Annotated in this window: 25 protein-coding genes and 1 tRNA gene; 19 read left to right on the top strand and 7 right to left on the bottom strand. The window is 66.1% G+C overall.

Features of this window, described 5'->3' with window-relative positions; translation table 11 throughout:
• Positions 1–3: 3 nt before the first annotated feature.
• The 3 genes from P7L68_RS25080 to P7L68_RS25070 are packed head-to-tail and all read left to right on the top strand — an operon-like array spanning position 4 to position 2829.
• A complete protein-coding gene (locus tag P7L68_RS25080; protein WP_372002532.1) occupies positions 4–672 on the top strand; it encodes a glutathione S-transferase family protein in 669 nt (222 codons plus the stop codon).
• On the top strand, positions 653–1867 hold the full coding sequence (gene queG, locus P7L68_RS25075) for a tRNA epoxyqueuosine(34) reductase QueG (RefSeq protein WP_372002531.1): 1215 nt from the start codon (positions 653–655) through the stop codon (positions 1865–1867). The genes P7L68_RS25080 and queG overlap by 20 nt, the downstream gene beginning before the upstream one ends.
• Positions 1864–2829, top strand: a complete 966-nt coding sequence (locus P7L68_RS25070; protein WP_372002530.1) for an SDR family oxidoreductase — start codon at positions 1864–1866, stop codon at positions 2827–2829. The genes queG and P7L68_RS25070 overlap by 4 nt, the downstream gene beginning before the upstream one ends.
• Before the next feature lie 6 nt (positions 2830–2835).
• Here P7L68_RS25070 and P7L68_RS25065 read toward each other — a convergent pair whose 3' ends face one another.
• Positions 2836–4416, bottom strand: coding sequence for an ABC-F family ATP-binding cassette domain-containing protein (locus tag P7L68_RS25065; RefSeq protein ID WP_372002529.1), 1581 nt, complete (start codon positions 4414–4416; stop codon positions 2836–2838).
• A gap of 129 nt (positions 4417–4545) precedes the next feature.
• Entirely contained in the window at positions 4546–5364 is an 819-nt protein-coding gene (locus tag P7L68_RS25060) for an alpha/beta hydrolase (RefSeq protein WP_372002528.1), read from the bottom strand.
• A gap of 254 nt (positions 5365–5618) precedes the next feature.
• Here P7L68_RS25060 and P7L68_RS25055 point away from each other — a divergent pair, with 254 nt between their 5' ends.
• The 9 genes from P7L68_RS25055 to lepA all read left to right on the top strand — a co-directional run bounded on the left by P7L68_RS25055 (position 5619) and on the right by lepA (position 16886).
• A complete protein-coding gene (locus P7L68_RS25055; RefSeq protein WP_372002527.1) occupies positions 5619–6785 on the top strand; it encodes a glycosyltransferase family 4 protein in 1167 nt (388 codons plus the stop codon).
• Complete coding sequence (locus tag P7L68_RS25050; RefSeq protein WP_372002526.1) at positions 6782–7753, top strand: glycosyltransferase family 9 protein; 972 nt, start codon at positions 6782–6784, stop codon at positions 7751–7753. Before P7L68_RS25055 ends, P7L68_RS25050 begins: the two co-directional genes overlap by 4 nt.
• A 254-nt stretch (positions 7754–8007) precedes the next feature.
• On the top strand, positions 8008–8586 hold the full coding sequence (gene infC / locus P7L68_RS25045) for a translation initiation factor IF-3 (RefSeq protein WP_062761755.1): 579 nt from the start codon (positions 8008–8010) through the stop codon (positions 8584–8586).
• A 268-nt stretch (positions 8587–8854) separates the two neighbouring features.
• On the top strand, positions 8855–9052 hold the full coding sequence (gene rpmI / locus P7L68_RS25040) for a 50S ribosomal protein L35 (protein WP_014743715.1): 198 nt from the start codon (positions 8855–8857) through the stop codon (positions 9050–9052).
• Between the two features lie 86 nt (positions 9053–9138).
• Positions 9139–9507: a 50S ribosomal protein L20 gene (rplT, locus tag P7L68_RS25035; RefSeq protein WP_014743716.1), complete on the top strand. Its 369-nt coding sequence runs from the start codon at positions 9139–9141 to the stop codon at positions 9505–9507.
• 255 nt (positions 9508–9762) lie between these two features.
• Positions 9763–10842, top strand: a complete 1080-nt coding sequence (pheS, locus tag P7L68_RS25030; protein WP_014743717.1) for a phenylalanine--tRNA ligase subunit alpha — start codon at positions 9763–9765, stop codon at positions 10840–10842.
• Positions 10843–10858: 16 nt separating this feature from the next.
• The gene (gene pheT, locus P7L68_RS25025) at positions 10859–13267 is read left to right on the top strand and encodes a phenylalanine--tRNA ligase subunit beta (RefSeq protein WP_372002525.1); all 2409 of its coding nucleotides are present in this window, start codon (positions 10859–10861) and stop codon (positions 13265–13267) included.
• 263 nt (positions 13268–13530) lie between these two features.
• On the top strand, positions 13531–14928 hold the full coding sequence (locus P7L68_RS25020; RefSeq protein ID WP_372002524.1) for an adenylate/guanylate cyclase domain-containing protein: 1398 nt from the start codon (positions 13531–13533) through the stop codon (positions 14926–14928).
• Positions 14929–15086: 158 nt separating this feature from the next.
• The gene (lepA, locus tag P7L68_RS25015) at positions 15087–16886 is read left to right on the top strand and encodes a translation elongation factor 4 (protein ID WP_372002523.1); all 1800 of its coding nucleotides are present in this window, start codon (positions 15087–15089) and stop codon (positions 16884–16886) included.
• Between the two features lie 66 nt (positions 16887–16952).
• Here lepA and P7L68_RS25010 read toward each other — a convergent pair whose 3' ends face one another.
• Positions 16953–17276, bottom strand: coding sequence for a hypothetical protein (locus P7L68_RS25010; protein ID WP_372002522.1), 324 nt, complete (start codon positions 17274–17276; stop codon positions 16953–16955).
• Between the two features lie 262 nt (positions 17277–17538).
• On the opposite strand from P7L68_RS25010, the gene P7L68_RS25005 reads away from it, so the two are divergent.
• A tRNA-Ser gene (locus P7L68_RS25005) sits at positions 17539–17628 on the top strand.
• A gap of 11 nt (positions 17629–17639) precedes the next feature.
• Here P7L68_RS25005 and arsK read toward each other — a convergent pair.
• The gene (gene arsK, locus P7L68_RS25000) at positions 17640–18902 is read right to left on the bottom strand and encodes an arsenite efflux MFS transporter ArsK (protein WP_372002521.1); all 1263 of its coding nucleotides are present in this window, start codon (positions 18900–18902) and stop codon (positions 17640–17642) included.
• Entirely contained in the window at positions 18902–19228 is a 327-nt protein-coding gene (locus P7L68_RS24995; RefSeq protein ID WP_372006958.1) for an ArsR/SmtB family transcription factor, read from the bottom strand. The genes arsK and P7L68_RS24995 overlap by 1 nt, the downstream gene beginning before the upstream one ends.
• A gap of 290 nt (positions 19229–19518) precedes the next feature.
• On the opposite strand from P7L68_RS24995, the gene P7L68_RS24990 reads away from it, so the two are divergent.
• Entirely contained in the window at positions 19519–19800 is a 282-nt protein-coding gene (locus P7L68_RS24990) for a PqqD family peptide modification chaperone (RefSeq protein WP_062761748.1), read from the top strand.
• 126 nt (positions 19801–19926) lie between these two features.
• Positions 19927–20490 carry an N-acetyltransferase family protein gene (locus tag P7L68_RS24985; RefSeq protein ID WP_372002520.1) on the top strand — a complete coding sequence of 188 codons (564 nt, stop codon included), beginning with the start codon at positions 19927–19929 and terminating at the stop codon, positions 20488–20490.
• A gap of 6 nt (positions 20491–20496) precedes the next feature.
• On the opposite strand, the gene P7L68_RS24980 is transcribed toward P7L68_RS24985, so the two are convergent.
• A complete protein-coding gene (locus P7L68_RS24980; RefSeq protein WP_372002519.1) occupies positions 20497–20817 on the bottom strand; it encodes a hypothetical protein in 321 nt (106 codons plus the stop codon).
• 811 nt (positions 20818–21628) lie between these two features.
• Here P7L68_RS24980 and P7L68_RS24975 point away from each other — a divergent pair.
• The 4 genes from P7L68_RS24975 (at position 21629) to P7L68_RS24960 (ending at position 24291) form a co-directional block, all read left to right on the top strand.
• Positions 21629–22198 carry a phage tail protein gene (locus tag P7L68_RS24975; RefSeq protein ID WP_372002518.1) on the top strand — a complete coding sequence of 190 codons (570 nt, stop codon included), beginning with the start codon at positions 21629–21631 and terminating at the stop codon, positions 22196–22198.
• Positions 22199–22244: 46 nt separating this feature from the next.
• The gene (locus tag P7L68_RS24970) at positions 22245–22802 is read left to right on the top strand and encodes a phage tail protein (RefSeq protein ID WP_372002517.1); all 558 of its coding nucleotides are present in this window, start codon (positions 22245–22247) and stop codon (positions 22800–22802) included.
• 10 nt (positions 22803–22812) lie between these two features.
• Positions 22813–23367 (top strand): phage tail protein, encoded by a 555-nt coding sequence (locus P7L68_RS24965; protein WP_372002516.1) that lies wholly within the window; start codon positions 22813–22815, stop codon positions 23365–23367.
• Between the two features lie 216 nt (positions 23368–23583).
• Positions 23584–24291 carry a cytochrome b/b6 domain-containing protein gene (locus P7L68_RS24960; protein WP_372002515.1) on the top strand — a complete coding sequence of 236 codons (708 nt, stop codon included), beginning with the start codon at positions 23584–23586 and terminating at the stop codon, positions 24289–24291.
• Positions 24292–24367: 76 nt separating this feature from the next.
• On the opposite strand, the gene P7L68_RS24955 is transcribed toward P7L68_RS24960, so the two are convergent.
• Complete coding sequence (locus P7L68_RS24955) at positions 24368–24808, bottom strand: cytochrome c (RefSeq protein WP_372002514.1); 441 nt, start codon at positions 24806–24808, stop codon at positions 24368–24370.
• Between the last annotated feature and the right edge of the window lie 223 nt (positions 24809–25031).

The following is a 25031-nucleotide window of genomic DNA, read 5'->3' as shown; positions in this document are numbered from 1 at the left end:
GCCATGCGCACGCTTTATCATCACTGGCTGAACCCTGGTTGCCGCGTGGTCCGACTGGCCCTCGGCGAGAAGCAGCTCGATCACGATCTGCAGCTCGAGAAGGCGTGGGAACGCCGTACCGAATTCCTGAGGCTCAACCCCGCTGGCGTGCTTCCGGTTCTGGTTGAAGCCGACGACACCGTGGTCGCCGGCCACCGCACCGTGCTCGAATATCTGGAAGAGGCCTATCCGGAACATCCCCTGCTGCCGCGCCGGCCGGGTGACAGGGCCGAGGTTCGCCGCCTGATCGACTGGTTCGACCATAAATTCTCCGACGAGGTCACCCGCAACCTGGTTGGGGAGAAGGTGGACAAGCGCCTGGCGGGGCTGGGCCAGCCGACCTCGGCTGCCATCCGCGCCGGCCTTGCCAACATCAACTACCACCTGGAATACGTGGCCTTCCTGACCGAGCGGCGCAAATGGCTGGCCGGTGATCAGCTCTCGCTTGCCGATCTTGCGGCCGCCGCCCATTTCTCGGCCATCGACTATCTGGGCGATGTGCCCTGGGTCCGCCATCCGGTGGCCAAGGAATGGTATGTCCGGATCAAGTCCCGGCCAAGCTTCCGGCCGATGCTCAAGGACCGGATCATCGGCATCGCGCCCGCGGCGCATTATGGCGACCTCGATTTCTGACCGGCGCCCACCCGCGCCACCGCCGCCCAGGCGCAAGGGGCCGCCGCTCGACCTCGATCCTGCCGGCTGGACGGCCGCGATCCGCGCCAGGGCGCGGGAGATCGGCTTCGATGCCGTGGGCTTCGCCCCGGCCCGCCTGCCCCCTGCGACAGGCGAGGCGCTCGACCGTTTCGTCGAACTCGGCCGCCATGGCGACATGCATTGGATCGAGGACCGGATCGACTGGCGCCGCAGCCCGGATGCGCTCTGGCCCGGGGCACGCAGCGCCATTGTCCTTGCCCAGAATTACGGACCGGCCACCGACCCTCTGGCCAATCTCTCCTGCCCTGAAACCGGCAGCCTGTCGGTCTATGCCCGTGGCGACGATTATCACGAGGTGATCAAGGCCAAGCTGCGCCGTCTGGCCCGCTGGCTGTGGGACGAAAGCGCGGTGGAGCTGAAGTTCTTCGTCGACACCGCGCCGGTGATGGAAAAGCCCCTGGCTGCGCTGGCCGGGCTGGGCTGGCAGGGGCGGCATACCAATCTGGTCTCGCGTGATTTCGGTTCCTGGACCTTCCTGGCGGTGATGCTGACCGGGCTGGATCTTGTCTATGACCGCCCTCATGGCGATCGCTGCGGCAGCTGCCATGCCTGTCTGGATGCTTGCCCGACCGATGCTTTCCCGGCGCCCTATGAACTGGATGCGCGACGCTGCATCTCTTACCTCACCATCGAACTCGACGGGCCGGTGCCTGTGGAATTCCGGGCGGCGATGGGCAACCGGATCTATGGCTGTGACGACTGTCTCGCGGTCTGCCCCTGGAACAAGTTCGCGAGAGGGGCGGCCGAGACGAAACTGGCCGGCCGGGAGGCGTTGACGGCACCGGGGCTTGCCGGGCTTGCCGGGCTGGACGATGCCGCATTCCGCACCATGTTCGCCAGGACCGCCGTCAAGCGGATCGGCCGCGATCGCTTCGTCCGCAACGTCGCGATCGCGATCGGCAATTCGGGGCGGCCCGATCTGGTCCCCGCACTCCGGCCGCTGCTGGCGGATGGGGCGGCACAGGTGCGGGCGATGGCGGTCTGGGCGGCATCGCGCCTGATGTCGCCGCCCGAATTTGCACGCGCGGCGGCCGAGCGGCTGTCGGGCGAAACCGATCCGGCGGTGCTGGCCGAATGGCGGGCTGCCGGTGTCCTGTCCGAGGAGAGGCCATGACCGACCAGTCGACTGATCAGGGGCCGACGGATCCCGTTGCCCTGCTTCGCCCCGTGGCGGGCGACGGGCGCCTGCTGTTCTGCTTCGGCCTCGGCTTTTCGGCCCGGGCGCTGGCGCAGGCCTGGATGGCCGCGGGGGGCCGGGTTGCCGGTACCTGCCGGAGTGCCGGAAAGCGCGACCAGCTGGCGGCCGAGGGGATCGCCGCATATCTGTTCGACGGCAGCGGCCCCATGGGCGCCGCAGGTCTCGCGGATCTGGGACGGGCGGTGGCGATCCTGTCCTCGGTCGGGCCCGACGCCGAAGGGGATGTGGTGATCCGCGTTCACGGGGCGGATATCGCCGCCGCGGCAGCAGCAGGTGCCGCACGAGGGCGGGCGCCCTGGATCGGTTATCTGTCGACGACCGGGGTCTATGGCGATCACGGCGGCGGCTGGGTCGACGAGACCACGCCCACCATTGCTGCCACCGGCCGGGGCGGCCGCCGGGTCGCGGCGGAGCAGGCCTGGTCGGCGCTGGCGCCCGAGGCACCTGCCCATCTCTTTCGGCTGGCGGGCATCTACGGCCCTGGCCGTTCGGCGCTCGATACGGTCCGTGCCGGGCGGGCGCACCGCGTGGTGAAGCCGGGTCAGGTCTTCTCGCGCATACATGTCGACGATATTGCAGCCGTGCTGGCCGCCTCCCTTGCCCACCCCGCGCCGGGGCGCGCCTACAACCTCTGCGACGACGAAGCCGCCCCACCCCAGGACGTGATCCTGCATGCCTGCGAGCTGCTGGGGGTGGCGCCGCCGCCGGAAGTGCCGTTCGAGGAGGCCGATCTCAGCCCGATGGCGCGCAGCTTCTATGCCGACAACAAGCGGGTGCGCAACAACCGGATCCGTGACGAGCTGGGCGTGCGGCTGAAATACCGCACCTACCGGGACGGGCTGGCGGCCCAGCTTGCGGCGGAAGCGGCGAGCCGGTAGCGGCGGTCAGGCGGGAAGCCGCAGATGCCGCCCGATGCCCAGACGGGCGAGCAGTATCGGGTCGTGGCTGACCAGGACCAGGGCGCCGTCCCAGGCGGCAAGTGCGGTCTCCACCGTCTCGGTCGCCTCCAGGTCCAGGTGATTGGTGGGCTCGTCGAGCAGCAGCAGCTCTGGCGGTTCCGCCTGGCCGAGCAGGCAGGCGAGAGCGACCCGCACCCGCTCGCCGCCGCTCAGCATGGCCGTCTGCCGCAATGCGGCGTCACCGCGGAACAGGAAGCGTGCAAGGATTGCGCGCAAGGCTTCCTCTCCGGCATCAGGCGCATGGCGCCGCAGATTGTCGAGCAGGCTGAGCGCCGGGTCGAGCAGGTCCGCATGCTGGTCGAGCAGGGCGATCCGGCCGGGGCGCCGGACCGAACCGCTGCGGGGCAGGTCCAGCCCGGCGGCGATCCTGAGCAGCGACGTCTTGCCGGCGCCGTTCGGCCCCGTGATCGCGATCCGCTCCGGCCCCGTGACGTTGAGATCGGGCAGGGAAATACCGGCCGCCGTCACGACATCGCGCATATCGAGCAGCTCCCGCCCACGGGCGAGACCTGTTGCGGGCAGGGAGAAAGCCGGCCGGCCGGTCAGGTCGAGCGCGGCGCGGGCGGCCGTCAGCTCGCCTGCTGCCGTCTCCAGACGCCTGGCTGCAAGCCGGTTCCCGCGGCCCCGGCTGCGCTCCGCCCGATCCTGTCGGGCATCGAGCAGGATCTTCGGCATGTCCCCGCGGCCGCGATGCCGGCGGCCGGTGGCATCGCGGCGATCCTGGCGCGCGGTCGCTGCAGAGGCCTCGCGCTTGGTCCGGCTCATCTGATCCCGGGCGGCAGCCATGGCGGCAAGGGCCGCGGCTTCCCGGGCCGCGCGCGCGGCAAGCCAGGCCTCGCCGCCGCCTGTGTGGTGGAAGACCCGGCCGGGCGCCAGTTCCAGAATGCGCGGCAGGCCGCGCAACAGGTCCCGGTCATGAGACGCGATGATCAGCCCGCGCGTCCAGTCTGCGATGAGAGAGACGACCGCCTGTCGCCCGCTCTCGTCCAGATGGTTGGTCGGTTCGTCCAGCAGCAGCAGATCCGGTTCGGCCAGGATTGCGCCTGCAAGCCGCAGCCGGGCGCGTTCGCCACCGCTGAGGGTGGCGGCGGGCCGGCGGAGGTCCAGGCCTGCGAGGCCCATCCGGCTCAGCACTGCGGCGATCCGGGCTTCAAGGCCCCAGTCGACGCGGGCTGCATCGCGGGCGTCAACGTGCCCCGCCAGGGCCCGGTCGATGAGGTCGAGTGCGGCTCTCTGGCCGATCAGATCGGCAACGGTCCGATCTGTCGGCGTGCCTGCCGTCTGGTCGAGCAGCAGGCAGTCGGCCGGTCGGACGATCCGACCGGCTGCGGGAGAGGCATCGCCTCTGATGATCCGGAGCAGGGTCGATTTGCCACTGCCGTTGCGACCGACGAGACCAAGGGTTTCCTGGCCCAGATCGAGATCGAGCCCTGAAAAAAGCTCACGCCCCAGCGGATCGATCGCGGCAATGCCGCGGAGGCTGAGGAGCACGGAGGTGGATGGCATGGAGAGCCTTCGGAACGGAACGACGACACGGGGTGAGGCGGTCGGTCGTCGTTCCGATCATCGGCAGGGCACTCCCGAAAGCTGCGGCGGGTTGAAGGTTCTTGATATGTAGGGAGCCGTGGCCCCGGATCAATCCGCTTCGACCACCAGCCGGCACACCTCGTCGAGGGTGCGGGTCAGCATGGCGATGTCGGACGGCGTCGAGAGCCGGTGATCACCGCCCTTGACCAGTTCGATCCGGAGATCGGTGGTGGTCAGTGCCGCGGCGGTTTCCAGCGACAGCCGCCAGGGCACGTCGGGGTCTTCCAGACCATGAAGCAGGCGTACCGGCCCGTCGAAGGGGATCGGGCCGTCGAGTACCAGATTGTCGCGCCCTTCTTCGATCAGCCGACGGGTGATCACCGTAGGTTCCGGGTCGTATTCCGACGGGATCTCCAGGCGACCGTCACGGAGCAGCGTCTCCTGCTGGCTGGCCGTCATGTCGGGCCACATCAGCTTTTCAGTGAAATCCGGAGCTGCGGCGATGCCGATCATGCCCTTCACCCGATCCGGGCGGGCCAGGGCAACGCGCAGCATGATCCAGCCGCCCATGCTGGAGCCGACCAGAACCAGCGGCCCGTCGGTCAGCCGGTCGATCATCACCAGCGCGTCCTCGACCCAGCGACCGATGCAGCCGTCTTCGAAGGCGCCGTCCGAGGCGCCGTGACCGGAATAGTCGAAGCGCAGATAGGGCCGGCCGGTGCGGGCGCAGAACCCGTCGAGCGCCATGGCTTTGGTGCCGGTCATGTCCGATCGGAAACCGCCCAGGAACACGACGCCTGGCCCCGGTGCCCAGAGCTTGGGCAGGTGGCGATGATAGGCCAGATACACGCCGTCGCCGCGGTCGATGCGACCGGTATCGGAACCGGCGGGATGGGCGGCATCGGCGGAAGAGGTGGGGGTGGACACGCGATCCTCCATTTGGGGGATGGGGGTTGGATGTGGACGAAACCGGGGTGACGGGCCGGATGCATGACAGCCAGACCGGTGACCATTTCGGGGCCTGGCAGCCCGGACTTCTGCCCGAAAGGTCGCTCGTGTAGTCTGTGGGCGGATCCGGCCGGGGGCCGGGCCAGCCGTGTCCTCGCCCGCATGGAGCCCTGAACCCGGTGCAATCGGACGATATTAGCAGCAAGCCCGCCCATGACCCAAACGACGGTCCTGTGACGCTCCCCGCTTCGACCACCCGGCCGCGCACCGTCCTCCAGGTGCTCCCGGCGCTGGGGCCGGGCGGTGTCGAGCGCGGGACCGTCGATATCGCGGCCGGCCTGATCGCGGCCGGCTGGCGGGCAATCGTCGCCTCCGAAGGGGGGCCGCTGGCGGTGGAGCTGGAGCGGCTGGGCGGGCGGCATGTCACCCTGCCGCTGGCGACGAAGCGCCCCTGGGCGATCCGCGCCAATGCCGGGCGGCTCGCCGATCTGATCCGGGAGGAGGGGGTCGATCTGGTCCACGCCCGCTCTCGCGCACCGGCCTGGAGCGCCTTCATGGCGGCGGAGCGCACCGGCACTCCCTTCGTGACGACCTTTCACGGCACCTATGGTCACGGCAGCTGGCTGAAGCGCCGCTACAACGCGGTAATGACCCGCGGCCGACCGCTGATCGCCATCTCGGACTTCATCGCCGACCATCTGCAGACGGTCTATGGCGTCGATCCGGCCGTGATCCGGACCATCCCGCGCGGGGTGGATGTCTCGAAATTCCATCCGGCAGCGGTCTCGGCCGACCGGATCATCGCACTCGCCCGCCGCTGGCGGCTGGATGAAAGCCGGGCGCTGATCCTGATGCCCGGCCGGCTCAGCCGCTGGAAAGGGCATATGGTGCTGCTCGATGCGCTGGCAGAACTGGGGCGGCGCGATCTGCAATGCGTGATGGTCGGGGCTGCTCCCGGCACCGAAAGCTACCGATCGGAAATCGAGCAGGCGATCCGCGATCGCGGGCTGGAGGATGTGGCGGGTATCGCCGAAGCCGAGCGCGACATGCCGGCTGCCTACATGCTTGCCGATGTGGTGGTGTCACCGGCGACGGAGCCCGAGGCCTTCGGCCGGGTGCCGGTGGAGGCCCAGGCGATGGGTCGCTGGATCATCGCCACGGACCATGGCGGGGCGCGTGAGACCGTGGACACGAATGTCGGTGGCATGCTGGTGCCGCCGGGGGATGCCGGCGCGCTGGCGCGGGCGCTGGGGCTGGCGCTCGGCATGGATCCGAAGACGCGGGCCGCGGCGGCACGGGCGATGATTGCCCAGGTCGACGGCCGCTTCACCCTTGCCCGGATGCAGGCGTCGACGCTTGCGGTCTACGAAGAGGCGCTGGCCCGGAGACGGCCGGCATGAAGACGGTACAGAAAATCATCGTGCCGCCGGTGCCCGATCCACGGGCCCGCGTGCTGGTGATCAAGCATTCTGCGTTCGGCGACGTAATCCTGGCGCTCGGGCCGATGAAGGCGATCCGCCTGGCCCATCCGGAGGGCCGTATCACCCTGTTGACCACGAAGCCCTATGCCGGGCTGCTGGAACAGAGCGGGCTGTTCGACGAGATCTGGATCGACGAGCGACCCAAGGCCTGGCAGTTCGGCAAAGTCCGAGACATGCGCCGCCGACTGAACGCGGAAGGCTTCGAGCGGGTTTACGATCTCCAGACCAGCGATCGCAGCAGCAGCTATTTCAGGCTCTTCGACCGGCCGCGGCCGCTCTGGTCCGGTATTGCCCCCGGATGCGCGCTGCCGCATGCCAACCCGCAGCGCGACCACATGCACACGCTGGAGCGCCAGGCCGAACAGCTGGTCATGGCCGGGATCAAGCGGGTACCGGCGCCCGACCTCAGCTTTCTGAAGGCCGATCTGTCCGGCTTCGACCTGCCGGCGCGGTTCGGCCTTCTGGTGCCGGGCGGTGCAGTGCATCGCCCCGGCAAACGCTGGCCCGCTGAGAAGTATGCCGAGACGGCAGGTCTGCTCGCCGATCAGGGCATCAGGCCGATCCTGATCGGCACGAATGCCGAAGCCGAAGCGATCGGTGCGGTGGTCGCCGCCGAGCCGCGAGCCGTGTCTTTGCAGGGGCGCACCAGTTTTGCCGATATCGCAAGCCTGGCCCGGCGCGCGGCGATTGCGGTGGGCAATGACACCGGGCCGATGCACCTGATCGCCGCGGTCGGCTGCCCGTCGCTCAGCCTCTTCTCGAAGGAGAGCGATCCGCAACTGACCCGGCCCCGCGGGCCGCGCGCGTCCTGGCTGCGGTCGGATCGGCTGGCCGATCTGTCGGTCGGAGAGGTCGCGACCGCGATCCGCCGGCTGCTGGAGACGTGACCGCGGCTAAGTCGCCGTTCAAGAAAGACTTGCGCGGCTCCGGACCGTGACTATCCTTCTGTCATATCGGCGACGCGCATGTGCGCGTCGACCCCGCTTCATGCCCTGTCGCCCGGTTCAAGAATCAGCCTGTCGTCACCATATCCGGTTTTTCCCGCCGGTATCGTGGCCCGTGGCGGGTTTCCTGGCCCGGCCCGCAGGGTGCGGGTTTCCGGTCGGCAATCGAAAGGGGACTGACCATCGCTAGAAGACCAATGCCGGTGGCGCCGAACGCGAATCGCGACGCCCATCGCATCAATGAAGCCATCCGCGTGCCGCAGGTGCGTCTGATCGACGCCGACGGCAACATGATCGGTATCGTCTCCCGGGACGACGCCCTGAACCGCGCTGCCGATGCCGGGCTCGACCTGGTTGAAGTCGCGGCTCAGGCCGAGCCGCCGGTGTGCAAGCTTCTCGACTACGGCAAGTTCAAGTACGAGTCGCAGAAGAAGGCCCAGGAGGCCCGGAAGAAGCACAAGACGATCGAGATCAAGGAACTCAAGTTCCGGCCGAACATCGACGACAACGACTACAACGTCAAGATGAAGCATGCCGTCAAGTTCCTGACCGAAGGCGACAAGGTGAAGATCACCATGCGCTTCCGCGGTCGTGAAGTGACGCACCAGGATCTGGGCATGCGCGTCCTGATGCGGGTTTCGGGTGATCTTGCCGAACTGGGCAAGGTCGAGCAGCGCCCGACTCTGGAAGGTCGTCAGATGACCATGGTGCTTGCACCGCTCGTCCAGCCGGGCGAGAAGGCCGAAGGTGCGGACAAGGCCGCCGAAAAGGCATGAGCTGACCGGTCTCGTGCCTGCCGGCTCGCGATGGGCGCCGGGACCCGCAGGATCCCGGCTGCCTTTTGAGTGATGGCGTGCGTCCTGCACTTGCCAAGTGCAGGCAGCATCGCTATAAAGCCGGCTTCGAAACGCCGGAACGGGTGACCGCTCCGCGCGACATGGTGGCCGTGGCCTCTGGCATGCCCGTCCGCCGTGGATGCTCCGCATCGTCCTGTGCTGCCGCTGGCGGCGACTGGTGGTGCGACCTGAACAGACGGAGAGCAAAATGCCAAAGCTGAAGAGCAAGAGCGGCGCCAAGAAGCGGTTCCGCCTGACTGCGAGCGGCAAGGTCCGCCGCGCCAGCGCCTTCCATCGTCACTGCATGTCGTCCAAGACGCAGAAGCAGAAGCGCAACAGCCGCAAGACCCAGATCCTGACGGCTGCCGACGCCAAGATCGTCAAGCAGTTCCTGCCCTACGCCTGACCGGCTCCCGGCGGACGACGACTGAAGATGCAGTGTCCGGCCGATTGAACGGCCGGCTCCAATGATTTCCATCGGGAGTACAGACGATGGCCCGTGTGAAGCGCGGCGTGACGTCCCATGCGCGCCACAAGAAGGTTCTGAAGCTGGCCGAGGGCGCCCGTGGCCGCTCGTCCAAGACGATCCGCGCAGCCAAGCAGCGCGTCGACAAGAACCTGCAGTATGCCTACCGCGACCGTCGCGTCCGCAAGCGCCAGTTCCGCGCGCTGTGGATTCAGCGCATCAACGCTGGTACGCGCGAGCTGGGCATGACCTACAGCCAGTTCATGGCCGGCCTGAAGGCCGCGGCCATCGAGATGGACCGCAAGGTTCTGTCGGATCTGGCCGTGCACGAGCCCGCAGCCTTTAAGAGCCTTGTCGAGCAGGCGCAGAGCGCTCTCGCCAAGGCCGGTGCCTGAGAGACGCGGATATCGGGCGGTGACGCCCGGTGACCCGGATCCGGCACAGAAGGACGCCGATCGAAGCGAGGGGGCCCGCGCCTGCGGGACCCCTCGTTTTGCGTTCTGAGCCAGGTTTATCCGGAAGGGCGCGGTGTCATCGAACCGTCACTGGTGAACGCGCATTCTGCCCCTCCGTCGGAATCCCGGACTCCGGCGAATCTCAGACGTCCGATACGCATAAGACCGTCGAGCCAAACTGATCCCGAGGCCTCCATGACCGACATCGACAGCCTGAAGGAGGAGATCGAGGGGCGCATCGCCGCTGCCGCCGATCTCGACGCGCTCGAAGAGGTGCGCGTTCAGGCCTTTGGCCGCAAGGGCCGCATCACCGAGATGCTGAAGGGCCTGGGCGCCCTGGATCCCGAGGCGCGCAAGGCGACCGGGCAGGCGCTGAACCAGGTCCGTGACCAGCTGCAGACGGCACTGGAGGCTCGCCGCGAGGTGCTGAAGGCGGCGGCGCTTGATGCCCGCCTCGCGGCCGAGCGGATCGACGTCACCCTGCCGGTGCGCCCCGAGCCCCAGGGCCGGATTCACCCGATCTCGCAGGTGATCGACGAGCTGACCGCCATCTTCGCCGATATGGGCTTCCAGGTGGCCGAAGGTCCGCAGATCGAGACCGACTATTACAACTTCACTGCGCTCAACATCCCGCCGGAGCATCCTGCCCGGCAGATGCACGACACCTTCTATGTCCGCGGCAAGGCCGAAGACGGTGCCAACCTGGTGCTGCGCACCCACACCTCGCCGGTGCAGATCCGCACCATGGAGGCGGGCAAGCCGCCCTACCGGATCATTGCGCCGGGGCGGACCTATCGCAGCGACAGCGACATGACCCACACCCCGATGTTCCATCAGGTGGAGGGGCTGGTGATCGATCGCGACATCACCATGGCGCATCTGAAGGGCTGCCTGATCGAGTTCGCCAAGGCCTTCTTCGAGGTGGATGATCTTCCCGTACGCTTCCGGCCAAGCTATTTCCCGTTCACGGAGCCGTCGGCCGAGATGGATATCGGCTGCCAGCGCGGCGGCGGTGAACTCAAGATCGGCAATTACGGCGACTGGCTGGAGATCCTGGGCTGTGGCATGGTCCACCCCAAGGTGCTGGCCATGGCCGGCATCGACCCCAACGAGTATCAGGGCTTCGCCTTCGGCATGGGCATCGAACGGATTGCCATGCTGAAGTACGGCGTGCCGGATCTGCGCACCTTCTTCGAGGGCGATCCGCGCTGGCTGAAGCATTACGGCTTCGCGGCGGCCGATCTGCCGACGCTCGCCGGCGGTCTGACGCGCTGAACGGAGATCACTCGCGATGAAGTTCACCCTGTCCTGGTTGAAGGACCATCTCGACACCGATGCCGATCTGGATCGGATCGCGCTTGCGCTGACCGCGGTCGGGCTCGAGGTGGAGGAGATCACCGACCGGCGCGCGGCGCTTGCCCCGTTCACCATCGCCCATGTCATCTCGGCCGAGCAGCATCCGGATGCAGACAAGCTCCGGGTCTGCCGCGTGGATACCGGTGATGGCGAGGTCCAGGTCGTCTGCGGCGCGCCCAATGCCCGCACCGGCCTGAAGGCCGTCTTCGCGCGGTCGGGCCTCACCGTGCCCGGCACCGGGCTCACGCTCAAGCCCTCGAAGATCCGCGGCGTCGAAAGCAACGGCATGCTGGTCTCGATGCGCGAGATGGGCCTGTCGGACGAGCATGACGGCATCATCGAGATGCCCGAGGACGCGCCGCTCGGCCAGCCTTTCGCGCCGGTGCTGGGTGTCGACGATCCGGTTATCGAGATTGCGATCACCCCCAACCGGGGTGACTGCCTGGGCGTGCGCGGTATCGCCCGCGATCTGGCCGCTGCCGGCCTTGGTACGCTGAAGCCGCTGGATGCGACCCCGGTCGCGGGCAGCTTCCCGAACCCGATCGCGATCCGGATCACCGACGATGCAAAGGCCGGTTGCCCGGTTTTTGCCGGCCGCACCATCCGCGGCGTGACCAATGGTGCGGCGCCCGAGTGGATGTTGCGCCGGCTGACCGCGGTCGGCCTGCGGCCGATTTCGGTGCTGGTCGACATCACCAACTATGTGTCGCTGGATCTGGGCCGGCCGCTGCATGTCTTCGATGCAAAGAAGCTGACCGGCGGTCTGACCATCCGCACCGCCGCCGAGGGCGAAAGCCTGAAGGCGCTGGACGAGCGGACCTATGCGCTGGGTGCCGGCCGCGACGTGGTGATCGCCGACGATGCCGGGGTGCAGAGCCTGGGCGGCATCATGGGTGGCGAGGCGACCGGCGTCGACGAGACCACCACCGAGGTGGTGCTGGAATGCGCCTGGTTCGATCCCAAGCGGATCGCCGAAAGCGGCCGGGCCCTCTCGATCCTGAGCGATGCCCGCTATCGCTTCGAGCGCACCGTCGATCCCGAAACGGTGCTGCCGGGCACCGAAATTGCGACCGCACTGATCCTGAAGCTTGCCGGTGGCGAGGCGTCCGAGGTCACGGTTGCGGGCGAGGTGCCGGGCTTCGACCGGGTCATCGGCTTCCGCCCGGCGCGGGTGGAAAGTCTGGGCGGCATCGTCGTCGATCCGGCCGCGCAGGCCACGATCCTCACCCGCCTCGGCTTCGATGTGGTGCAGGAGAGCGACGTCCTCTGGCAGGTCCGCGTGCCCAGCTGGCGCCAGGATGTCGAGGGCGAGGCGGATCTGGTCGAGGAGGTGCTGCGCATCAACGGCTATGACGCCGTGCCGCCGGTGCCGCTGCCGAGGGTGGATGTCGTCACCCGCACGGCGACCAACGACCGCCGTCGCCGGGCGGGCTGGGTTCGCCGTGACCTGGCCGCCCGCGGCCTGGTCGAGACGGTGAACTACTCCTTCCTGACCGCCGCTGCTGCCAGGCGTTTCGGCGGCGGAGCGGACGAGTTGCATCTGCTGAATCCGATCTCGGCGGATCTGGAAGTGATGCGGCCGACCCCGCTCGCCTCTCTGGTCATGATTGCCGGCCGTGCTGCTGCGCGTGGCGAACCGGACGGCCGGTGGTTCGAGGTCGGACCCGGCTGGCGCGGCGTTGCGCCTGAAGATCAGCGCAATCTGGCGACCGGTCTGCGTACCGGTCGCACGGGGCCGCGCAACTGGGCCGGCCAGCCGCGGCCGGTCGACGTCTTCGATGCCAAGGCCGACATCCTGGCGGCGCTCGCCGCGGCGGGCATGGATGCCGACAAGGTGCAGATCGTCCCTGGCGAAGCGCCGGCGCATTACCACCCCGGCCGGTCGGCGGCGGTGAAGCTGGGGCCGAAGCTGACTCTCGGCTTCTTCGGTGAGCTGCATCCGTTGGTGGTCGAAGCCCATGATGTGAAGGGGCCGGCGGTCGGCTTCGAACTGGATCTCGACGCTTTGCCCGAGCCGAAGCGCAAGGCGGACCGGACCCGTCCGGCGCTGGTGCTGCACGACCTGCAGCCGGTCGAGCGCGATTTCGCCTTCGTCGTCGACGCCGGGGTTGCAGCCGAGGCGCTGGTCAAGGCGGTTCGCGGTGCCGAGAAGAAGCTGATCACCGACGTCTCGGTCTTCGACCGTTACGAGGGTGAGCGGCTGGGCGCCGGCAAGGTTTCGCTCGCGGTATCGGTCACCCTTCAGCCGGTGGAGCGCACGCTGACCGATGCCGAGATCCAGGCGGTGTCTGACCGGATCGTGGCAGCGGTGACCAAGGCCACCGGGGCCGTGCTGCGGGGCTGACACGCAGCCAGCCGCGTTCTGATCAAAAGCGCCAGGGGCGGTACGGGGTGTGACATGCGTCGCAGACCGTGCCGCCCCTGCGTTTTTGACACGATCCATTTTTGCTGCGCCGCCGTATGATTGTCATCCGGGTGTCATTCGGATCGGCTGTGGCATTGATGGCGCCCGGAAACACGCCCATATGCGGTTCTCCGGCAGTTTCCCCGCCGGATTCCGCCAGATGACCAGTCGTGCCATACCTGTCCGTCAGAGGCTGCCGGCGCATGTCCGAAGTCGATCAACTGCTGCTTGCCCGGGAAAAGAAGGGCGTGCGCTTTGCGCTGATTGCCCGGCTCGGCATGCTCGGCATTGTCTTCGGGTTGCATGTCTTGCTGTATCAGACCATCGGAGAGCTGGCTCTGGTCGGCCTGCTCTGCGGTGGGGCGGCGATCGGCACGGCGGCCCTGTTGATGCATCTGGATCGCCAGGGCTGCCCCAAACTCACCGGCTATCTGGCGACTCTGCTGGATGTGATGGTGCTGAGCGGGCTGCCGGTGATCTGGTATGTCGGCTCCGGAGCGGATCAGGTGGTCGGGCCGCAATTCTTCCTGCAGACCCGCATGACGGTCGGCGTGCTGATGGTGATGGTGGTGAATGCCCTCGCCTTCCGCCCGGCCTATCCGCTGGTGATCGCGGTCGGCTTCGTGGCGATCTATGGCGGCTTCTCGGGTATGATCCTGAACGATCCCCGAACGGCGATCACCACCGATCCGCTCGCTGCCATGACCGGCATGGGCGTGGCGCCCAGACTGGTGGTTGCTGACATGGTGATCGTGATGGTGGTGGGGCTGCTGCTCGCCTTCATGACCAGGGTCGCCCGCCACATGGCGGTTCAGGCGGTGCGTCAGCAGCATGCTTCGGATCAGCTCCGCCGCTATTTCTCCCCGGCCGTGGCCGCCCGCATCGCTGAAGGTGGAGACGATTTCTTCCGCCCCGGTGGCGTGGTGCGCGAGGTGGCGGTTCTGTTCGCCGATATCCGCGGCTTCACCCGGCTGTCCGCCCAGATGCCGCCCGCCCATGTGCTGGACCTGCTGCGCAGCTATCATGCCGAGATGGTCGCCACCGTCTTTGCCCACGGCGGTACGCTCGACAAGTTCATCGGCGATGCGATCATGGTGACCTTCGGATCGGCCGAACCCGATCCCAACCCGGCGCGCCGCGCGCTGGAAACGGCACTTGCCATGCGCGAGGCGCTGGAGCGGCTGAACCGGCGGCGGATCGCTGCCGGCGAGCCGCCGCTCGCACAGGATGTGGGGGTGCATGTCGGCCCGGCCCTGGTCGGCAATGTCGGCACGCCGGAGCGCCTGGAGCATACGGTCATCGGCGATACGGTGAACACGGCAAGCCGGATCGAGGCGGCGTGCAAACAGCATGGCCGCGATCTGCTGGTGTCCGAGGCGGTGATCGCCAAGGCCGGCGGAGGCTTCCTGCTTGAACGGCTGGCGCCCACCGTGCTCGCCGGCAAGACCGACCCGATCCAGCTCTATGCGGTGCTGGGGCACGGGGGCGCCGATCAGGACGAAGACGTGATCCTGCCCGGCCTGTCTGCGGCACCGCGCGTCGTTCAGGTAGAGGACGACGCGCCGGAAGCGGCCAACGGGCTGGTGCGCGGTGCGGCCTGACGCCTGCCCCGCCCGCTGTGGCCATGGGGCCGCCTGACGCCGATCCCGGTTGCCAGCGCCCCTTGTGGGCCTTATGTTCCCCGGCAACTCAAACGCTTGTGCCTGCCCGGCCCCTTGTGCCCATCCGGCTGACGGGGCCCGGCCCTTCGGGGATGTCCATGACCGACCTCGCGAACATCCGCAACTTCTCGATCATCGCCCATATCGACCATGGCAAGTCGACCCTCGCCGACCGCCTGATCGAGCGGCTGGGCGGTCTTCAGGGCCGCGAGATGAAAGAGCAGATCCTCGACTCGATGGATATCGAGCGCGAGCGGGGCATCACGATCAAGGCGCAGACCGTCCGGCTCACCTATGACGCCAGGGACGGCAAGACCTACGAACTGAACCTGATCGACACGCCCGGCCATGTGGACTTCTCCTACGAGGTCAGCCGTTCGCTGTCGGCCTGCGAAGGCTCTCTGCTGCTGGTCGATGCCAGCCAGGGCGTGGAAGCGCAGACGCTGGCCAATGCCTATCTCGCGATCGACAATGATCACGAAATCGTGCCGGTGCTGAACAAGGTCGACCTGCCGGCGGCAGAGCCCGAGCGGATCAAGCAGCAGATCGAGGACGTGATCGGCCTCGATGCCTCGCAGGCGATCCCGATCTCGGCCAAGACCGGTATCGGCATCGACGATGTGCTGGAAGCCCTGGTCACCCGCCTGCCGGCGCCTGCCGGCGATCCGGCGGCACCGTTGAAGGCGCTGGTGGTCGACAGCTGGTACGACCCTTATCTGGGCGTGGTCATCCTGGTGCGGGTGAAGGACGGGACGCTCAGGAAGGGCGCCAAAATCCGCTTCATGGCGACGAAGCGCGCGCATCCGGTCGACCGGGTGGGCGTGTTCACGCCCAAGCCGCTGATGATCGATACGCTCGGCTGCGGCTCGATCGGTTTCATCACGGCCGGCATCAAGGACATCGCCGACGCTCAGGTCGGTGACACGATCACCGAAGAGGATCGGCCGGCTGCGGCGCCTCTGCCGGGCTTCAAGCCGACCGTGCCGGTGGTGTTCTGCTCGCTCTTCCCGGTCGATGCCAGCGATTACGAGCATCTGCGCGACAGCCTGGGCAAGCTCCGGCTCAACGATGCGGCGCTGCATTTCGAGCCCGAGACCTCGACGGCGCTGGGTCTCGGCTTCCGCTGCGGCTTCCTGGGCCTGCTGCATCTGGAGATCATCCAGGAGCGGCTGGAACGCGAGTTCAATCTGGACCTGATCACCACGGCGCCGAGCGTGGTCTATAAGATCTACAAGACCGACGGCTCGATCATGGAGCTGCACAACCCGGCGGACATGCCCGACCCGGTGCAGATCGACCATATCGAAGAGCCGATGATCAATGCCACCATCATGGTGCCGGATGACCATCTGGGCGCCGTGCTGAAACTCTGCGAAGAGAAGCGCGGTCGGCAGAAGGAGCTGACCTATGTCGGCGGCCGGGCCATGGTGGTCTATGAACTGCCGCTGGCCGAAGTGGTGTTTGATTTCTACGACCGGCTGAAATCGGTCAGCCGCGGCTATGCCAGTTTCGATTATCAGCTTCAGGGCTATGAGGAGAGCGATCTCGTCAAGCTGACCATCCTGGTCAACAAGGAGCCGGTCGATGCGCTGTCGATCATCGTCCACCGCGCCATGGCCGAGACCCGCGGCCGGGTGATCTGCGAACGGCTGAAGGACCTGATCCCCCGCCAGATGTTCCAGATCGCGGTTCAGGCGGCGATCGGCGGCCGGGTGGTGGCGCGCGAGACCGTGAAGGCGCTGCGCAAGGACGTGCTGGCCAAGTGCTATGGCGGCGACGTCAGCCGCAAGCGCAAGCTGCTGGAGAAGCAGAAGGAAGGCAAGAAGCGCATGCGGACCTACGGCAATGTCGAGATCCCGCAGTCGGCCTTCATCGCCGCGCTCAAGATCGACGGCTGACCGGCCGATCGACAGTCTGTGGTGCAAGGTTGATGCCCGGGGTTGATGCACCCCGGGCATTTTTCGTCAGCGTCGCCGGCTGAACCGCCGGCGTCTGTCACTCTCTGCACGGCTGCTGCCGGTGACCAGCAGCAGCACGCCCAGAATGGCAGCCACAGCCCAGACCGGGAGTTCCAGAACCGTCCGCACCGGCGGCCACAGACCGGGCCACAGATTGTTCTCGATCCCGGCCTGCAGGCCGATCAGGCTGTTGCGGTCGATGGCGGCCCACAGGCTGGACAAGGGAATGATCTCCCATATGCCCTGATACCAGGCCCCGACGGCTTCGAGGCCGACAAGCACCAGGGCGGCGATGAGCAGCAGCAAGGCAAGGCTCCGGCGAACCGACATGCGGCAGATGATCTCCGTTCTGCGGGTGCGAGGACCAGCGACGACAAGCTTAGACCATCAACCCGTCTTGGCAACCGCCGCCGTACATCATCCGCCATGCGGCTCTGGCATATGCTCTGGTATGCTTCCGTCACTATCCCGTTGCGACCCCCAGATCGATGGTTGCGTCTGACCGTCGTCCGGCTATAATGCGCGCCGCCGGTCGACCGGGATGCACACGCCGCAGCGCATCCGGAACAGACAGTCGATCGGGCACAAGGCCGGAGGGATGGCCGAGCGGTCGAAGGCGCACGCCTGGAAAGTGTGTATACGGTAACACGTATCGTGGGTTCGAATCCCACTCCCTCCGCCATCTCAGCCGTCTCATGTCGCAGCCGGCTGACGAAGCGCGGCCCGCCGCAGCAGCCGGGCGATCATCGCCAGGGCTGCAACCGCGCAGAAGCCCAGTACAGCCGATATCCAGAGCGCAGTTTCGACGCCCAGCCGGTGCATGGACAGGGCGAAGGCGAATGGTGCCGCGGCCCCCACGATCAGCCGCACCGACATGATCTGTCCCTGGCGTCTGCCATAGCCTTCCGCGCCGAACAGGGCCAGCGGCAGGGTGCCGCCCACGATGCTGTAAAGACCGTTGCCCATCCCGAACAGAATGGCGAAGACCATCGCGCCGGCAATCGACGGGGCCGTCAGGGCGAGCAGCATAAGCGCGCCCGGCAGCAGGGCGGCGGCCATCGCCGCCAGGACGAGCTGCGACAGGTTGCGCCCGAAGATCATGTTGATGAAGCGGCTCGCCACCTGGGACGGCCCGAACAGCGCGCCGACCGTCACCCCGATGACCCCAAGGCCCAGGCTGCCCAGCATGGGCAGCATGTGAACCAGCACCGCAGAGCTGACGAAGCTTTGGAAGGCGAAGGCTGCGGTCATCAGCAGAAACGCCGCTCTGCGGCTGGCGGGTGGCACGCTGCCCTGGAGTGTACCGGGCGGGGGCGTACCGGGCCGGGACATGGCTGCTGGTTCCCCGGGCAGGTTGGTGGGTGCACAGGGTGTCGATGGCCGGCTCAACCAGGCATGAAGCGGGACGCACAGGGCAAGATTGATGGCCGCGAAGACCAGATAGACCTCGCGCCAGCTCAGGAAGCCATGCAGCCACGAGGTGAGCGGCCAGAACAGCGTCGAGGCAAAGCCTGCGATCAGGGTCAGCCAGACGATGCTGCGTTGCGCCACATGCGGGTGGCGCTGGACAAGCAACGGAAAGGCCGCGCCGTATTGCACCAGGGTGGAGGCGATCTCGATGGCGATCAGGGCCGGCACGAAGGCGAAGCCGTCGGGTGCCAGTGCGCAGCCGATCAGAGCCAGAGATGCTGCGACAGAGCCGGCGGTCATCATCCGGCCGGCACCGAAGCGGTCGATCCAACGCCCTGACCAGGGGGCGACCAGGCCACCGGCGAGCAGCGCCACCGACAGGGCGCCGAACACCCACTCATCCGGCCAGCCGAGATCGTGGGCCATGGCGGGGGCAAGAATGCCGAAGCTGTAGTACAGCGTGCCGTAACCGATGATCTGCGTAAGGCCGAGCGCCGCGATATCCGGCCAGGCGCCGCGATCCGGCCGCATCGTCATGATCGACATCAGCAACCTTCCGCGCCGGTCGGCGTACAGACGGCGGGATGGCCCTGGCAGCAGTCGCGCATCAGGAAGTCGACAAGCGCCGCGAGTGCGGGGTAGGCGGCGCTGTAGAGGATGAAGCGACCCTCGCGCCGCGCCGTGACCAGGCCCGCCTGCTGAAGCTGCCCGAGATGAAAGGACATGCGCGACGAGGATGCGCCCCCCATCGCTTCGCCTATGGTACCGGCGGCGAGCCCGTCCGGACCTGCGGTCACCAGAAGGCGCACGATGCGCAGACGGGTTTCCTGGGAAAGTGCCGCGAAGGCGGCCAGTGCCTGCGCCTCGTCCACCATTATCTCCATATCTCATGAGTTATTGAGATAATGATCGCGATGAGGCGGATCCGCCATCACGGTTCGATGACATGTGGCGGCGGCATCAGCGTCGCGCCTGTGCTCTGTTCTGGTTGCATGAAACGGAAAGCGGAGCACGGCCAGGGTATGTCCCACATATTTTTCCGGCGGCCGATGCACTTGATCATGGCGCTTTCAGGCGCCGTGCTCGATATATTTCACCGACAGAGGTCGCCGATCGTTCACCGGCCGGCCCGCCGCAGCAGACGCACCAGAGGACCTGTCCGATGCCGATCACGCCCGAGACCACCGTCACCCGCAATGACGATCTGATGATCGCCGAGATCGATGGCGAGGTGGTGCTGATGCATGTCGACAAGGGCAATTATTACGGCCTGGACCAGATCGGCTCCGATATCTGGGAGCGGATGGCCGCTCCGGTTTCGGTGGCCGATCTGCATGCCGCGCTGGTCGCCGATTACGAGGGCGATGCCGAAGAGATCCGCGCCGATCTGATGGAGCTTCTGGAACGGATGGCCGAGCACGACCTGGTGCGCGTCGCCGCCTGATCCGTCATAGCCCGGCCCGCCGCCGGCGCAACTTCGCCTGGACGCGGACGACCGCTGCGTGGGATGGTTTGGGGGTGCAGCCATGATCTGTGGCTTCCCCCTCACTCCGTCGCCAGGCAGTGCCTCATGTCCGAAACCACGCCCGCCCCCGATCTCAGTTTCGAGATGCCGCCGGCGCTTGCAACCCAAGGCTTCGCCGTCCGGCCGCGCACGCCCCAGGACACCGACTTCCTGCGCGAGCTGTATATCTCGTTCCGTTGGGCGGAACTTGAAGCCGCGGGCTGGCCCGATGCCGTGCGACGCAGCTTCCTGGCCGATCAGTTCCGGCTGCAGGACAATCACTACACCACCCATTACACCACCACCGCCTTTCTGATCATCACGCAGAACGGCGCGCCGGTGGGGCGGCTGTATATCGACCGGGGCGGCGTGCACGAAATCCGGCTGGTGGATATCATCCTGGTGCCGATGCTCACCGGGCAAGGCATCGGCTCGGCCATCATCCGGGTTCTGCTCGACGAAGCCGCGCGCACCGGCCGCTATGTCGGGCTGCATGTGGAAAGCTACAACCCGGCCCGGCGGCTGTATCAGCGGCTCGGCTTCGTCGACCGCAAGCCCCAGGGGCCCTACATGTTCATGACCTGGGGCGCCGGTCATCCGGACGACGATCTGCCGTTTGAAGGCGGCTGATCGCCGTCAGGCGAAGACGATCTGATAGCGCACCAGGCCTTCGGGGGTCAGACCGAAGGGGCTCATGAACAGATGCAGGACGCCCAGCGTCTCGTGCTCAAGCAGCACCATCTGCGGATCGATGGAGACGTCGGTCCGGCTGCCGCGGAGCATGAGGCTGTAATGCTCTGCGAAGGCCGGCGGCGATGGCTTGCGCCGTTCAACCCGCCGCAGGGTGAGGATCTCGATCGGGGTGTCGGATGTTTCACCTGGTACAACGAAAGCCGTGCCGATTGCTGCTTCAAAATCGGTGGCTGTGAGTTCGGAGAGATTCCGGAGAACAGGCATTATAGATGATCTCCTGACGTGGTGCGGAAAAACAGAAAATGCCATATAATTAGGTATCGAGGCTATCTCAATCGGGGGGTATTGCTCACGGAAGTTTCAAGGCTGGCTCATGTGTGTGAGAGCATTAAGGCGGAGACGGTTGTCTTTATTTTGTGCTGAAGGAAGTGATGATCATCAGATGATATCTCTCATGAGTGACACATCGTATAATTTCACGATAGAATATATAAGCGAGGGCCGCTTCGAATCGAATAGGTATTGACAAAATCTCTTCATGCGTGCAACAAATTTTAAAGGATTTTATCTGCTTTAACCATATGGAGGGGGCAATGGCAGATCAGACGAACGAATCGCAGAAGGTGGCCAAGGAGTGGAGTAAGCCACTGTTGCTTATAGAACATGCGTCTAAGGAGACGCAAGGTGGTGGGGCGCCTAGTGATGAAGTGCCGGAATATCTTTCCTGACATAGTTGCTTTGCAGCATGTTTGATCTGCGGAGGGGGGCTTGGTTCAAGCCCCCCTTTATTTATGTTGACTCATCCTGAGTCAGGGGCACCGACCTGATTTTGCTGAAGGTTGGTTGCCCATCGGGCTGGTTGGCGCAACTCTGAAATAATTAGTTCTGAACGCTCTTTTTAAAGAGTATGATTGTGGTTGCAATAGGCGCTCCACTTTCGGATGTGGTGCAGGTGCTTGGCCTCGTCGATTTGTTTTTGGGAAGCCCCATCGTGCCCTGCGTCAAGTCGGGCACCTGATGCTTGCCTGGGCAAGCGGCGTTCGGCTGGTAAAAAGAGCAAGGAGTAGTGTAGGAGATGGATCCGTTTCTCGGAGAAATCCGCATCTTTCCATTCGGGTATGCACCGAATGGTTGGCTTCCGTGTGAAGGGCAGGAACTGCAGGTAAGCCAGAATCAGGCACTTGCCGCACTGATTGGCAACGCCTATGGCGGCAACTGGCCGACGACGTTCAAACTGCCGGATCTTCGGGGGCGATCGCCCCTGCATTTTGGCAGCTATAGCGATATGACAGGCACGGCCACTTATCAGATGGGTAACGCCACCGGGCTGCAGGGTGTGACGCTGACGGTCAACCAGATTCCACCTCACATTCACAGCGCTCAGGCCTTGAGCACTCAGGGACAGACATCCGTTCCGGTAACGACCACAGGCTTCAAGACGCTGCTTTCCAACCCAGGGACGAACGCGACTCAGAATGACGGGCCTGAAATTTATGGTGATGCGCCCGGCAATGCGTCGCTCACGCCGCTCAGGGCTGACGCTGTGACATATGAAGGAGGCGGGCAGCCTCATGAGAACGAGCAGCCCAGCCTCGCCGTTTATTATTGTATTGCGAATCTGGGGCTCTGGCCGCCGCGGTCCTGATCACGGCTTTCAGTGTCGTCGAGTCTCATAGAAGAAAGTTGGTTCAATGGACGGATATCTTGGCGAAATCAGAATGTTCGCCGGCGGCTACGCACCCGAGAACTGGGCGTTGTGCAATGGGGCGCTTCTCAACATCCAGGGCAATGAGGCTTTGTACTCGATCCTGGGCACGGTTTACGGAGGCAACGGTACCACCAATTTTGCCCTGCCGGATCTGCGCGGGCGGCTTGCAGTTCATGCCGGCCAGGGCCCGAACATGACCGAGAACCATCCGCGGGGACAGTCTTTCGGCGCCGAGCAGGTGACGATCGTCGAGGCGACCATGCCACCGCATAACCATCCTTTTTACGCCTATCCCCAGCCCGCGACGTTGGAAGTTCCGACCGGGAACATGCTGGCGATCAATGTGCCGGTCAGTGCCTCGACCTTCACCGGCATGTATAATACGACGCCCTTCACCACCACGCCGACGCAGAATTTCGCGACCATGGCGCCTCAGATGATCTTGTCGACGGGCGGTAACCAGCCCCACGCGAACATCATGCCGGGCCTTGTCATCAACTTCATCATCGCCCTTCAGGGCAATTATCCCGTCAAGCCCTGAGGAGAGTGTCATGGCAGATCCCTTTACCGGCGAAATCCGGGTGTTCGCCTTCGCATTCGCCCCCTATGACTGGGCCTACTGCAACGGGCAGCAGATGACCGTGCAGCAGAATCAGGTGCTCTACGCCATCATCGGCACCCAGTATGGCGGCAGCGTCACGAACCAGACGTACAACCTGCCCGATCTGCGGGGGCGGGTGCCGGTCGGCATGGGCACCGGGCTCGGGCTCACCCCGCGCTCCGTCGGCCAGAAGATCGGGACGATGACCGTGACGCTGGGCATGACCCAGATCGCCAGTCACAGCCATGGCGTCAACGCGACCATTCAGACGGTGACGAGCAACATCACCCTGAGCCCGTCCAGCGCTGCGGTGATCGGACGTGCGACGGCTGCCGTTCCGTTCGGGGCTGTGCCTTCACCACTTCCAACCCCGTCGCCGATCGTGGAGATGGACCCCCGCACCATCGGCGTTGCCGGTGGCGGTCAGGCCCATGAGAACCGGCAGCCGACCCTGGCGATGAACTTCTGCATCTGCACCAGCGGTTACTTCCCGGTACGCCCCTGAGGTATCCGAATCGGTCTCGACGGGTTCCCGATCTGCAGCCGGCGTCGTCCCATCGGGGGCGGCGCCGGTTTTTTCTGCGTGGCAATCCGCACGCCGGCGGGGGGGCGTCGCCCTGCGGCCTTGCCTGAAGGCTTCGTCCCGCGACATGTTGAAGAGGCCGCGGCCCCGGCTGCCGCATATCCGGCGTGACCGAACGAAGATAAAGAGGGCGAGATCATGTCCGACGCCACCTCCCGATCCGGCCCCGGCGGCGCGAAGCCGAAGGGGGCTCTGGTCTGGGATCTGCCGACCCGCCTGTTCCACTGGCTGCTGGCCGCAGCCGTGATCGGAGCCTGGGCGACGGGCGAGGGCCCGCGCCAGGTTCATGTCTGGTGCGGCTATGCGATCATCGTGCTGATCGTCTTCCGCCTGATCTGGGGGGTGATCGGCGGTCGCCATGCCCGGTTCACCGATTTCGTGCGCGGGCCGACCGCTGTGGCGCTGCATCTGCGCGAGCTGCGCGACGCCAGGACGGCACCGCCGGAGGCGGGGCACAATGCCGCCGGCGGCTGGATGGTGCTGCTGCTGCTGGGGCTGATCGGCCTGCAGGTGACGCTGGGCCTGTTCACCGACGACGACATCCTGTTCGTGGGCCCGCTGGGAGAACTGGTGTCATACGACACCCGCCTGCAGATCACCGCGATCCACGAAGTGCTGGGCAGCATCCTGCCCTGGGTGATCGGCATCCATGTCGCGGCGGTGCTGCTCTACTGGATCGCCCGCCGCCAGAATCTGATCTGGCCCATGATCACCGGCTACAAGCCCTGGGTGTCGCCAGTGGAAGTGAAGCCGCTGCCGCCGCGGGCGGGCTCCCTGCCCCGCGCCGTCCTGGCCCTTGCAGTCGGGATCGCGGTCGTGGTGGCGATTATGATCTGGGGCGGGTAGGGGGCTGCCGGTCCCGCAGATACGGAAACGGCGACACCCCGGGGTGTCGCCGTTTTTCTGTCGGGGAGATGCCGGCTCACTTCCCGCGATAGTCGTTGTGACAGGCGCCGCAGGCCTTACCGACATCGCCGAAGGCCGCCGCGACGGCGTCCATGTCGCCCGACCGGCCGGTATCGGCCAGTTCCTGCGCGGCCTGACGGAAATTGCGGGCGGCCGCCTCGAAGCCCGCGCGGTCCGTCCAGATGGTGGCCAGCGCCTTGGTGTCGCCGCTGTCCGATCCGGCGGGGAACAGCGCGGGGATGCGCTCGGCATAGGCGATCATCGCCTCGGCCGGGGCGATCACGGCATCGGCCGGGCCGCCGCCTTCCACCGCGGCCTTCACGGCGCCCAGCTGCTTGCGCATGGCCTGGAAGCCGTCCTGGCGTTCCTTGATCACATCGGACTGGGCGTAGGCAACGCCGGCCGCGATGGTGACGGTCAGGGCGCAGACGGCGCCGATCCTGGTCAACAAGCTCATCTGTCTCGTCCTCGTGGAGGCGTCATCGCCTTCGTGGGCCGGCCGATTGTGGGTGGCCATGGCTTGAACTACGCGTCGTGATCCCGCGACGGATCACGGAACGCCGACAGTCTAGCCTGTTGCTGTGAATTTTCCCGTGCGGAAGACCACAAGACCGATATCGCGCAGTGATCTGCGGCATTCCGTCGCAGATGTGGCGATCAGGTCTGCGCTTTGGCACAGA

It is taken from the genome of Tistrella mobilis (genome assembly GCF_041468085.1).
GTDB classification, from domain to species: Bacteria; Pseudomonadota; Alphaproteobacteria; order Tistrellales; family Tistrellaceae; genus Tistrella; species Tistrella mobilis_A.
The sequence above is the reverse complement of the archived record's forward strand: the minus strand, read 5'-3'. Positions and strand labels throughout refer to the sequence as shown.

Excerpts from the sequence above, each read along its gene's own strand:
- P7L68_RS25080 (WP_372002532.1), top strand. The coding sequence starts at position 4 with ATGCGCACGCTTTATCATCACTGGCTGAACCCTGGTTGCCGCGTGGTC.
- queG (WP_372002531.1), top strand. The coding sequence starts at position 653 with ATGGCGACCTCGATTTCTGACCGGCGCCCACCCGCGCCACCGCCGCCC.
- P7L68_RS25070 (WP_372002530.1), top strand. The coding sequence starts at position 1,864 with ATGACCGACCAGTCGACTGATCAGGGGCCGACGGATCCCGTTGCCCTG.
- P7L68_RS25065 (WP_372002529.1), bottom strand. The coding sequence starts at position 4,416 with ATGCCATCCACCTCCGTGCTCCTCAGCCTCCGCGGCATTGCCGCGATC.
- P7L68_RS25050 (WP_372002526.1), top strand. The coding sequence starts at position 6,782 with ATGAAGACGGTACAGAAAATCATCGTGCCGCCGGTGCCCGATCCACGG.
- infC (WP_062761755.1), top strand. The coding sequence starts at position 8,008 with ATGCCGGTGGCGCCGAACGCGAATCGCGACGCCCATCGCATCAATGAA.
- rpmI (WP_014743715.1), top strand. The coding sequence starts at position 8,855 with ATGCCAAAGCTGAAGAGCAAGAGCGGCGCCAAGAAGCGGTTCCGCCTG.
- rplT (WP_014743716.1), top strand. The coding sequence starts at position 9,139 with ATGGCCCGTGTGAAGCGCGGCGTGACGTCCCATGCGCGCCACAAGAAG.
- pheS (WP_014743717.1), top strand. The coding sequence starts at position 9,763 with ATGACCGACATCGACAGCCTGAAGGAGGAGATCGAGGGGCGCATCGCC.
- pheT (WP_372002525.1), top strand. The coding sequence starts at position 10,859 with ATGAAGTTCACCCTGTCCTGGTTGAAGGACCATCTCGACACCGATGCC.
- P7L68_RS25020 (WP_372002524.1), top strand. The coding sequence starts at position 13,531 with ATGTCCGAAGTCGATCAACTGCTGCTTGCCCGGGAAAAGAAGGGCGTG.
- lepA (WP_372002523.1), top strand. The coding sequence starts at position 15,087 with ATGACCGACCTCGCGAACATCCGCAACTTCTCGATCATCGCCCATATC.
- P7L68_RS25010 (WP_372002522.1), bottom strand. The coding sequence starts at position 17,276 with ATGTCGGTTCGCCGGAGCCTTGCCTTGCTGCTGCTCATCGCCGCCCTG.
- arsK (WP_372002521.1), bottom strand. The coding sequence starts at position 18,902 with ATGTCGATCATGACGATGCGGCCGGATCGCGGCGCCTGGCCGGATATC.
- P7L68_RS24990 (WP_062761748.1), top strand. The coding sequence starts at position 19,519 with ATGCCGATCACGCCCGAGACCACCGTCACCCGCAATGACGATCTGATG.
- P7L68_RS24985 (WP_372002520.1), top strand. The coding sequence starts at position 19,927 with ATGTCCGAAACCACGCCCGCCCCCGATCTCAGTTTCGAGATGCCGCCG.
- P7L68_RS24980 (WP_372002519.1), bottom strand. The coding sequence starts at position 20,817 with ATGCCTGTTCTCCGGAATCTCTCCGAACTCACAGCCACCGATTTTGAA.
- P7L68_RS24975 (WP_372002518.1), top strand. The coding sequence starts at position 21,629 with ATGGATCCGTTTCTCGGAGAAATCCGCATCTTTCCATTCGGGTATGCA.
- P7L68_RS24970 (WP_372002517.1), top strand. The coding sequence starts at position 22,245 with ATGGACGGATATCTTGGCGAAATCAGAATGTTCGCCGGCGGCTACGCA.
- P7L68_RS24965 (WP_372002516.1), top strand. The coding sequence starts at position 22,813 with ATGGCAGATCCCTTTACCGGCGAAATCCGGGTGTTCGCCTTCGCATTC.
- P7L68_RS24960 (WP_372002515.1), top strand. The coding sequence starts at position 23,584 with ATGTCCGACGCCACCTCCCGATCCGGCCCCGGCGGCGCGAAGCCGAAG.
- P7L68_RS24955 (WP_372002514.1), bottom strand. The coding sequence starts at position 24,808 with ATGAGCTTGTTGACCAGGATCGGCGCCGTCTGCGCCCTGACCGTCACC.